Below are 9,375 nucleotides of genomic sequence, written 5' to 3' on the forward strand. Positions count from 1 at the left end.
AAGAGTTGCTATTTTATCAATTGTTTTCAATATGTTTTTTCAGTGCATTAAAGGATTTTTCACTTATAGCGTGCTCTATTTTGCAAGCATCGTCGGAAGCAGTTTTTTCATCTACTCCAAGCTGTATCAAAAACTTTGTTAAAAGCATATGACGTTCAAACATCGTTTGGGCAATTTTTTCACCCTCTTGAGTAAGCTTTATATTGCCGTCAGACTCAACTGTAATATAATTTCCGTTTTTTAAAATTCCCATAGCACGACTGACGGAGGGCTTGCTGTACCCCAGATATTCTCCTACATCAATTGCGCGTACTGTAGTTTTCTTTTTAGAGAGAACATAAATTGATTCTAAATACATTTCGCCCGATTCTTGTAAAGACACTTTAATACACCGTCCTTTAAAAGTAGTATACCATAAAAAAAACAGTTTTTCAATACTATTAGTTTAAGCATTTCTTTATTAAAAAAGTTCATAAAATGTTAACATATTAAAAAATCAGTAGTTTATACTAAAAATATATTTATATGAAAATAAAGAAGGAGAGATGAAAGATAGAACAATATAATGTAGAAGGAATGAGCTGTGCCGCGTGTAGCGCACGTGTTGAAAAAGCTGTTTCAAAGCTTGACGGCGTAAGCTCTTGCTCGGTTAATCTTTTAACTAATTCTATGTCAGTTGAAGGCTCTGTTGAGCCGGAAACTGTTATTGAAGCAGTAAAAAAAGCAGGATATAATGCTTCATTAAAGGAAACCTATAAAAAAGAAAAAAATACATCTAAGGATAACGATATTCAAGATACAGAAACAGGAATATTGAAAAAAAGGCTAATTTCTTCGATTGTTTTTCTTGTTCTTCTTATGTATATTTCTATGGGCGCAGTTATGTGGAGCTTTCCGCTTCCTGACTTTTTTGTGAATAATCCGTTGGCAATCGGATTGCTTCAGATGATTATATCTGCGCTTGTAATGGTTATCAATCAAAAATTCTTTATAAACGGAATAAAAGGCTTAGTGCGATTTTCTCCCAATATGGATACATTGGTAGCCTTAGGCTCGTTTTCTGCCTTTGTATACAGTACTGTAATGCTCTTTGTTATGATACCTGAAAGCAACGCATCGCATTACCTTCATAATCTTTATTTTGAGTCAGCTGCTATGGTGCCTACCTTAATAACCTTAGGCAAATTGTTGGAAGCAAAGGCGAAAGGAAAAACAACCAGTGCGTTAAAAGGACTGATGAGCCTTGCTCCCAAAACAGCAGTTTTGATTAAAGAGGGACAGGAGATAACAGTTGATATTGAACAGGTAAAGCAAGGGGATATTTTTGTAGTACGGCCCGGAGAAAGTATAGCTGTAGACGGTATCGTTTTAGAAGGGAAAAGTGCAGTTGATGAATCGGCGTTGACAGGGGAGAGTATACCTGCTGATAAAGAGGTAGGAAGCAGCGTTTATGCCGCAACTTTAAATAAATCGGGATATATTCAGTGTCAAGCGACAAAGGTAGGGCAGGATACTACTTTTTCCCAAATTATTCAAGTGGTCAATGATGCAGCCTCTACTAAGGCTCCTATTGCAAAGATAGCCGATAAGGTTTCGGGCGTTTTTGTTCCTATTGTAATTATAATTGCCGCTATAGCCTTTGCAATTTGGCTTCTTGTTGGGCAGAGTCTTGGTTTTTCCCTTGCCAGAGCAATATCGGTTCTTGTTATAAGCTGTCCTTGCGCTCTCGGACTTGCAACTCCTGTTGCAATTATGGTAGCAAGCGGTGTTGGAGCAAAAAATAATATTCTTTTTAAAAATGCAACATCTCTTGAAATTACAGGAAAAGCAAAAATTATAGCTCTTGATAAGACGGGAACTATTACTTTGGGAGAGCCTAAAGTATCTGATGTTATTGTAGCAGACAAAGTGTCGGAAAAAGAACTTTTAAAGCTGGCAGCTTCCCTGGAGCAAAACAGTGAGCATCCGTTGGCAAAAGCGGTTGTTGCATATGCTTTAGAACAAAATATTTTTCCTGATAAGGTTAATGATTTTGAAGCTTTTACAGGAAACGGCGTTTTTGCTACCATTGAAAATGCTTTGCTTTATGGCGGTAATTTGCAGTTTGTAAGGGATAAAGCAAATATATCGGAAGAAATGATAAAGAAGGCTGATGAGCTTGCATCAAGCGGAAAAACCCCGATATATTTTGTAAAAGACAAAGAACTTGTTGGTATTATAGCTATATCAGATGTTATTAAGCCTGACAGTAAAGAGGCAATCAGTCAGCTTAAAAATATGGGAATACGTGTTGTTATGCTGACAGGTGATAATATAAAAACAGCAAATGCAATAGGAAAATTGGCAGGGGTTGATGAAATCTTTGCCGATGTAAAACCGCAAGATAAAGAAAAGATAATTCGTGATTTTCAAAAGCAGGGCAAGGTTATTATGGTTGGAGACGGTATAAACGATGCTCCTGCCCTTGAAAGAGCAGATGTGGGAATTGCTATTGGCACAGGTACGGATATTGCCATAGATGCCGCTGATGTAGTTGTTATGAAAAGCTCTCTTTTGGATGTTGCAGCGGCTATAAAATTAAGTCGTGGAACTATAAAAAATATATACGAAAACTTATTCTGGGCATTTGGATACAACATAATAGGAATTCCACTTGCAGCAGGCGCATTTATTCATATTTTAGGTTGGCAGTTAAATCCTATGTTTGGTGCGGCGGCAATGAGTGTATCCAGCGTTTTGGTAGTGTCTAATGCTTTAAGGTTAAATTTTTTGAAAATAGGAAAGGAAATTGTTAAAATGAAAAAAATAATCAAAATTGAAGGTATGATGTGTCCTCACTGTGAGGCAAGAGTAAAAAATATATTGGAACAAATGGAAGAGGTTGAGATGGCAGAGGTTAGCCATAAGGATAAAAAAGCAATAGTAACTCTTGCAAAAGATATTGAAGAGCAAAAATTGAAATCGGTAATTGAAGAACAGGGCTATAGTGTTATACAGATTGATAATTATAACATATAGGAAGGAAAATAAAATGTCAAAAATACTTGTAGTTGTAGATATGCAAAATGATTTTATAGACGGCGCTTTAGGTACAAAGGAAGCTGTTAAAATAGTGCCCTATGTAAAAGAGATAATCGAAAACTTTGACGGTAAGATTTTATTTACAAGAGATACTCACTTTGAAAATTATATGCAAACACAAGAAGGCAAAAATCTTCCTGTTCCCCATTGTATAAAGGGAAGCCAAGGCTGGCAGATACATTCTCAGCTTGAAGCTCTTCGAACAACTGACGCTATTGATAAAGTAACCTTCGGCTCAAAAGAGTTAGTGGAAATATTAAAGAAAGAAGAAAATATAGAAAGCATAACCTTTGTGGGCTTATGTACCGATATATGCGTTATTTCAAATGCAATGGTAGTAAAAGCTTTCTTTCCGGAAATTCCTCTTATAGTAGATGCGAAGGCTTGCGCAGGAGTAACTCCCAAAAGCCACGAAACAGCTTTAGAAGCTATGAAAATGTGTCAGATAAAAATATTGGAATAATGATAAAAGCCTCCTATAGTATAAATGAATCAACTATAGGAGGTTCTTCTTGTTTTAAAGGTATTGTAGAACTCTCTTTATAAACTTGTTGACATTTCAACAAGTATAACGGCGCTGTTGTGGTAGCGTTCTTTAAAAATTAACATAAAGACTCAGTTAAAATATAAAATACCCCTTGAATGTAAATTTTATCACATTCAAGGGGTATTTCTTGTGTTAGTGACTTAAAGGGATTTGTTAATATTGAAGGAATAGCTCGAGGAGATTTGTTTTATGATATAAAATTATAGATAACTGCTGTTTAAATAAAAAGAAGTAGGTACGCAAGCTCTCAACAATGATAATAAATCACAAGTTGGGATGTCTCTTGCTTCTTCTACTTCTAATAAATAATAACACAAAAAATAATAAAGTCAAGATATGAGTATTTGAAATGAAATTTTTCTTGACAACTTTTATTATGAAATAAAAATACTTTTCGTCAAAGTGAAAAGCTGGTTTACTTCTTCACTATTACGTATTACTTATTACTTTCCAAAAATCCCTTGAGGAGTTTTGGTCGAGGTAAGAGTGAAGAGGGAAGAAGTAATAAGTAAAAATCCCGCCCTCTTGCGAGAACGGGATTTTTGGTTGCGGAACTAGGATTCGAACCCAGACAAACAGAGTCAGAGTCTGCCTGAAATGGCTTTATTTCAACGAAAAAACGAAAGCTGACTACTTTTTGACAACTTGATTAAATTTCAAGATTGTTTAACTTGTTTAAAGCGGAGTTCTGCATTGATGCAGCAATATGAGTATATATATTCATTGTAGTTTGAAAATCGGCGTGCCCCAAAATTAGTTGAGATGTTTTAGGGTCAACGCCTGCTCTGTATAATATTGTTGCAAAAGTGTGCCTAAATTGGTGCTGTGTTGCAGTAAGTCCGGTTTCTTTACAGTATTTAGCCCATCTTTTTTTTATCATTTCTGAGGTGAATAGATTATCTCCACCAAAAATAAACCCTTTATTGTTTGCCTTAGGTAATAGATGTTTTTTGAGAATATCCATAAGTGGTACAGTTCTGATGCCGGCAGCGGATTTAGGTAATTTTAATCTTGGCTGATTATATATAAATTCAACAGATTTGTTTACCTTAATAATGTTGTTATCAAAATCAATGTCCTCATATTTTAAGGCGAGGAGCTCACCTCTTCGAAGCCCGGTATAAAGAAGCATATATGGATATAGCCCAAATTCATTGTCTACATTATTTGTTACAATTTTTATTTCTTCCTCAGTTAGTGGCGTTCGTTTATTAACTTTGGCATTTTTAGGAACGATTAAAACGCTTGAAAAATCAGTAATGTTTATTCCTTCTGAAATAGCATATTTAAAAATCAATCCTAGTACAATTTTTATTTTTGATATAATTGATTTTGAAAAGCCTTTTTCGTTGTATTCATATAATAGATTTTGGACCTCGGCAATCGTTATACTTTCAATATCTTTATCATAGAAAACATTGAGCTTTGCAAATATCTCTTTATATCCTTTAAGAGTATTATAAGAAACTGTTTTTTCTTTTTGGACAAGCATCTTTTCACCGAGGTTTTTAAAATTATGCTTTTCTTCAAAATCTTGGCTCATATAGTTTATTACTTGATTTTCTATATCTTTAATTGCAAGCCTTTCGGTTTTGGCAGAGGAATAAAAGAAAACCTCTTTTCCGTTTATCTTTTTCTTTTTTGCCCAACGGCCGTCGGAACGTTGCTTCATTAGTTCACCTTCTTAGGGTTGTTATTTTATTTTTGAAAGTTCGGTATCTTTAAGCATTGCTTCGACAACTCTTACTGCCTTTTCTACATCTTCTTTTGTAGCTTTAGAAGTAAGTCGAAATAACATACGCAATTCTTCTCGGCTTTCAAGCTCGCTTAAATATTCTGTTAGCTCTTCATCGCCTTTGATGAGAGGTTTTTTTATGTCTGTTATTCTGAGGAGATAATCGACAGAAACGTCAAAATAATTTGCTATTTTTTCAAGAGCTTCTACAGAAGGCTTGGCTTTTCCTTTTTTCCATTCTGTAATAGCTGAGGAAGATAATCCAATGTCAGTTGTTAAAGTCTTTGCATTTACTTTTTTCTCATTCATTAATTCTAAAATTCTTTGTACCATATTTATCAATCCTTTGTTTCGGCATCTCTGAACATTGCTTCAACAACTGCTATTGCTTTTTCGACATCTTCTTTTGCGGCTTTGGAGATAAGACGGAAAAATATACGCAATTCTTCTCGGCTTTCAAGCTCGCTTAAATATTCTGTTAGCTCTTCATCACCTTTGATGAGAGGTTTTTTTATGTCTGTTATTCCGAGGAGATAATCGACAGAAACGCCAAAATAATTTGCTATTTTATTTAAAACACTTGCCGATGGGCTCGATTTACCGCTTTTCCAGTCGCTGACATTACCGGTAGATACATTTATATCTTCGGCAAATTTTTTTTGAGTTATCTTTAAATCTTTCAGCAATTCAAAAATTATACTATTTCGCATAAATATCAATCCTTTATTTCAGCATCTTTTAGCATTGCTTCAATAACTCTTACTGACTTTTCAACATCTTCTTTTGTAGCTTTGGAAGTAAGACGGAAAAGCATACGCAATTCCTCTCGGCTTTCAAGCTCGTTTAAATATTCTGTTAGCTCTTCATCGCCTTTGATGAGGGGCTTTTTTATATCTGTTATTCCGAGAAGGTAATCGACAGAAACATTAAGCCTTTCAGATAATTTGCTGAGTATAGCTCCATTTGGTATTGTGCCTGTTTTCCACCTACCAAGATTTCCTCGGCTTAAACCTAATTCTAATGTAACGGCAGTTGCAGTTGTGTTTGAATTTTTGCAGACCTCTTTTAATCTTTCGTAAAATATTTTGTCCACGATAGGAACAGGAGTCATTTCAAAGCTATCATATGGAATAGCCTTTGACGGCAGCTTATTGTTGTCCTTGCCAAGCAGAAAATCTGTTGAAACATTAAGCCTTTCAGAGAATTTTATAAGAACTTCGATGCTCGGCACACCGCCTGCTTTCCATCTACTAAGATTTCCTCGGCTTAAACCTAATTCTAATGTAACAGCAGTTGCAGTTGTGTTTGAATTTTTGCAGGCATCTTTTAATCTTTCATAAAATATTTTGTTCACGATAGGAACAGGAGTCATTTCAAAGCTTTCATACGGTATAGCGTTTGACGGCAAAATATTGTTGTCCTTGCCAAGCAAAAAATCTGTTGAAACATTAAGTCTTTCAGACAATTTTATAAGAATCTCAATGCTGGGAACCCCACCTGCTTTCCACCTTCCGACATTTCCACTACTTAAATTAAGTTCTTTTGTAACAGTTGTTGCTGTAGTTTTAGAAATTTTACAAGCTGCTCTTAATCTTTCGTAAAACAATATAATCACTTCCTGTCGGAAACACTTTAAACAGTAAAGATTTAAAGTGTTTTTTATGTCAAATAAATTATAAAAAAGTATATATTACCATTTTTGGTCGGAAGAATAATAGTTATTTTTGTTCGGTACGAACTGAGCCAAAAAGGCTTTCACCGTTAGATATTACAGAAACCATATCCGAAACAATATTTGAAGAAGTGTAATTTCCGCTATTGATTAAATCTCGCATATATTCAATCACTTTATTTTGACCGTTGGTATTAAGCAACGAAAATAAATTTAAAAAATCATTATTATTTTTTAATTCTTCTTTACCGAAAATAATAAAATCAGCTGAAACACCAAGAGCCTGGGAAATTTTAATAATATTAGAAATTTGTGGGTCTTTTGTTTCACTTCCTAAAATTTTTGCAAGAGTCCCTTTTGGAACACCTGAAAGCGAAGAAAGGGCTTCATTTGATAGTTTTTTTTCTTTTTTCAATGCCTTAATTCTATTTATCATTTCTTCTAAATTATACATAAAAAAACCTCCATTTTATTTAATTATAAGCTCTTACAGTTTGCTTTGTCAATAATATATTACCAAATACGGAAAAAAAATACTTTAAAAAGCTTGACAAATACCGAATACGGTGCTAATATAAGTTAAAGAAACCGAAAACGGTTTCAAAAACAAAGGGGGTTTACCGAATGTTAAACAATTTGAGAGCTGAACTTGTGAGAAAAGGATTCAATACTCCGGCAGAAGCTGTTGCGGATGCTTTGAGTTGTACCGCAAAGACGGCAAGAAATAAACTTGATGGAATTTCGCCCGTTACAGTACCCGAAGCTGTAAAAATTATTGAAATGTATTTTTCTAAAGATAATTTTACGATTGAATATTTGTTTGCACAAACACAAACAACAATTTGTTGTGTTGAGCAGCAAAGCGATGAGAGGGGAGAGTCTTGACCTCTCCCGTACTCATCGGTGCAAATCCGCTGACCTCTTGCAGCTTATAAGACACATATAATGGTGAATATGTATCAAGCGAAGGTCAAGACCTCCTCTTTAATGGGGTTAAAATTTAATTGCTTATAAACGAGGTGAAAGAATAGATATATTTATTTCTATAGTATGTATCTACATACCAACACACTACTAACCACATAAAAACAACAATTTGTTGTTTTTATGATATCACAATGCGACAAAAAAATCAATAAAAAAGAAGCTTTAAAAGGGTATGTAGAAACAATGAAGCTATTCGATGATTTGAATTCCTAAAAGCGTGTCAATAGCAATTTGCATCTCGGGACGTGAACGATATGCAAGAATAATTTTTTTTTCTTTTTCGGATAGAGCAATCGCAGATTCTGAAGTTTTATCGCGAAATTCTGAGAGAATATCTTCTACATTATATATGTCGCATAACCGCATTAGAATTTCTGCATCAGGTTGACCTCGATTGTTTTCCCAGGCATTGACGGTCTTGCCGCTTTTTCCTAATATATTTCCTACTTGATCGGCAGTTAAACCACTTTGTTCTCTTAAACGTTTTAATGTTTTTGCTATTGATTCGCGCGACATTCTAAACACCCCATATTTTTTTATTAGTTTTAGATATGTTTTTATTATATGAGAAGAAATAGTTATTGTCAATATAAAAATCTAAAAAACATAGACTAAAATCGCAAAAAAAGCTTGACAACCTAAAAAACATAGATTATAATAAAACAAAAATCTAAAAAATATAGATTTAAAGGAGACGTAGAATATGAAAATTAAAGAGCAATTAAATACTTATATTAGTGAAAATGGAATTAAGCAGATTTATATTGCGCAAAAAACAGGGTTAACAGCAGATACAGTTTCTAAAATGCTAAACGGTAGTCGTAGAATTCTTGCTGATGAATTTTTACTAATTTGCAATGCGCTTAACATCGATCCAAATATTTTTCGAAATAGAACATCATAAAAAGAGTTATCACAATGCGATAAAAAAATCAATAAAAAGGAGAAAAGAAAAATGGGAGAACAGATTTTAGAAAGGCTTTTTCATTTAAGAAAAAAGCAGGCGGATGTTATTAAGGAGCTTATAAAGAGGGGATATAAAACAACAGCGCCTGAGTTCAGCCGAATGCTTAACGGTATTACTGCAACCAAAAAGACGGAAATAATACTAAATGCCGCAGAGGATATAATCGACCAATGGGAGAAAGAAAGGCAAGGAAAATAATGAGCAATGTTATATTTGAAAGTCTTATTGAAGAAGCAAATTATGCAATCAGAAGCAAAAGCAGGGACCTTGTATTTGAAGTTTACGGAATGGCAAAAATGGCAAGACTTACTCATGTAATAACACCGGAACAATTTAAAAAGTTAAATGAAATGTTGATAACTGACGGTATCAATAATCCAAAGGCA

13 protein-coding genes are annotated in these 9,375 nt (G+C 34.1%); 6 read left to right on the forward strand and 7 right to left on the reverse strand.

Annotated features, from left to right (window positions below):
* Nucleotides 1–16: 16 nt before the first annotated feature.
* Nucleotides 17–382, reverse strand: coding sequence for a metal-dependent transcriptional regulator (locus E7480_06925; GenBank protein ID MBE6904326.1), 366 nt, complete (start codon nucleotides 380–382; stop codon nucleotides 17–19).
* 170 nt (nucleotides 383–552) lie between these two features.
* On the opposite strand from E7480_06925, the gene E7480_06930 reads away from it, so the two are divergent.
* Nucleotides 553–3,018 carry a heavy metal translocating P-type ATPase gene (locus tag E7480_06930; protein MBE6904327.1) on the forward strand — a complete coding sequence of 822 codons (2,466 nt, stop codon included), beginning with the start codon at nucleotides 553–555 and terminating at the stop codon, nucleotides 3,016–3,018.
* 13 nt (nucleotides 3,019–3,031) lie between these two features.
* Nucleotides 3,032–3,544: a cysteine hydrolase gene (locus E7480_06935; GenBank protein MBE6904328.1), complete on the forward strand. Its 513-nt coding sequence runs from the start codon at nucleotides 3,032–3,034 to the stop codon at nucleotides 3,542–3,544.
* Nucleotides 3,545–4,277: 733 nt separating this feature from the next.
* On the opposite strand, the gene E7480_06940 is transcribed toward E7480_06935, so the two are convergent.
* The 5 genes from E7480_06940 to E7480_06960 form a co-directional block, all read right to left on the reverse strand.
* Nucleotides 4,278–5,300, reverse strand: a complete 1,023-nt coding sequence (locus tag E7480_06940) for a site-specific integrase (GenBank protein MBE6904329.1) — start codon at nucleotides 5,298–5,300, stop codon at nucleotides 4,278–4,280.
* 21 nt (nucleotides 5,301–5,321) lie between these two features.
* Entirely contained in the window at nucleotides 5,322–5,696 is a 375-nt protein-coding gene (locus E7480_06945) for a helix-turn-helix transcriptional regulator (protein ID MBE6904330.1), read from the reverse strand.
* A 5-nt stretch (nucleotides 5,697–5,701) separates the two neighbouring features.
* The gene (locus E7480_06950) at nucleotides 5,702–6,082 is read right to left on the reverse strand and encodes a helix-turn-helix domain-containing protein (GenBank protein MBE6904331.1); all 381 of its coding nucleotides are present in this window, start codon (nucleotides 6,080–6,082) and stop codon (nucleotides 5,702–5,704) included.
* The gene (locus tag E7480_06955) at nucleotides 6,079–6,969 is read right to left on the reverse strand and encodes a helix-turn-helix transcriptional regulator (GenBank protein ID MBE6904332.1); all 891 of its coding nucleotides are present in this window, start codon (nucleotides 6,967–6,969) and stop codon (nucleotides 6,079–6,081) included. Before E7480_06955 ends, E7480_06950 begins: the two co-directional genes overlap by 4 nt.
* A 112-nt stretch (nucleotides 6,970–7,081) precedes the next feature.
* On the reverse strand, nucleotides 7,082–7,489 hold the full coding sequence (locus E7480_06960; protein ID MBE6904333.1) for a helix-turn-helix transcriptional regulator: 408 nt from the start codon (nucleotides 7,487–7,489) through the stop codon (nucleotides 7,082–7,084).
* 170 nt (nucleotides 7,490–7,659) lie between these two features.
* Here E7480_06960 and E7480_06965 point away from each other — a divergent pair, with 170 nt between their 5' ends.
* Entirely contained in the window at nucleotides 7,660–7,920 is a 261-nt protein-coding gene (locus E7480_06965) for a hypothetical protein (GenBank protein ID MBE6904334.1), read from the forward strand.
* Between the two features lie 291 nt (nucleotides 7,921–8,211).
* On the opposite strand, the gene E7480_06970 is transcribed toward E7480_06965, so the two are convergent.
* Entirely contained in the window at nucleotides 8,212–8,538 is a 327-nt protein-coding gene (locus E7480_06970; GenBank protein MBE6904335.1) for a helix-turn-helix domain-containing protein, read from the reverse strand.
* 187 nt (nucleotides 8,539–8,725) lie between these two features.
* Between E7480_06970 and E7480_06975 the strand changes: the two genes are divergently transcribed.
* From E7480_06975 to E7480_06985, 3 genes are all read left to right on the forward strand, one after another.
* The gene (locus E7480_06975; protein ID MBE6904336.1) at nucleotides 8,726–8,926 is read left to right on the forward strand and encodes a helix-turn-helix transcriptional regulator; all 201 of its coding nucleotides are present in this window, start codon (nucleotides 8,726–8,728) and stop codon (nucleotides 8,924–8,926) included.
* A gap of 51 nt (nucleotides 8,927–8,977) precedes the next feature.
* Nucleotides 8,978–9,187, forward strand: coding sequence for a hypothetical protein (locus E7480_06980; GenBank protein ID MBE6904337.1), 210 nt, complete (start codon nucleotides 8,978–8,980; stop codon nucleotides 9,185–9,187).
* A partial coding sequence (locus E7480_06985; GenBank protein MBE6904338.1) for a hypothetical protein occupies nucleotides 9,187–9,375 on the forward strand: 189 nt, incomplete at its 3' end. The genes E7480_06980 and E7480_06985, both read left to right, overlap by 1 nt.

Source organism: Oscillospiraceae bacterium (genome assembly GCA_015067255.1).
GTDB lineage: Bacteria > Bacillota > Clostridia > Oscillospirales > SIG519 > SIG519.

What these genes read in the sequence shown, in the direction of transcription:
- E7480_06935 (MBE6904328.1), top strand. Translation starts at nt 3,032, where the DNA reads ATGTCAAAAATACTTGTAGTTGTAGATATGCAAAATGATTTTATAGAC.
- E7480_06940 (MBE6904329.1), bottom strand. Translation starts at nt 5,300, where the DNA reads ATGAAGCAACGTTCCGACGGCCGTTGGGCAAAAAAGAAAAAGATAAAC.
- E7480_06945 (MBE6904330.1), bottom strand. Translation starts at nt 5,696, where the DNA reads ATGGTACAAAGAATTTTAGAATTAATGAATGAGAAAAAAGTAAATGCA.
- E7480_06960 (MBE6904333.1), bottom strand. Translation starts at nt 7,489, where the DNA reads ATGTATAATTTAGAAGAAATGATAAATAGAATTAAGGCATTGAAAAAA.
- E7480_06965 (MBE6904334.1), top strand. Translation starts at nt 7,660, where the DNA reads ATGTTAAACAATTTGAGAGCTGAACTTGTGAGAAAAGGATTCAATACT.
- E7480_06970 (MBE6904335.1), bottom strand. Translation starts at nt 8,538, where the DNA reads ATGTCGCGCGAATCAATAGCAAAAACATTAAAACGTTTAAGAGAACAA.
- E7480_06975 (MBE6904336.1), top strand. Translation starts at nt 8,726, where the DNA reads ATGAAAATTAAAGAGCAATTAAATACTTATATTAGTGAAAATGGAATT.
- E7480_06980 (MBE6904337.1), top strand. Translation starts at nt 8,978, where the DNA reads ATGGGAGAACAGATTTTAGAAAGGCTTTTTCATTTAAGAAAAAAGCAG.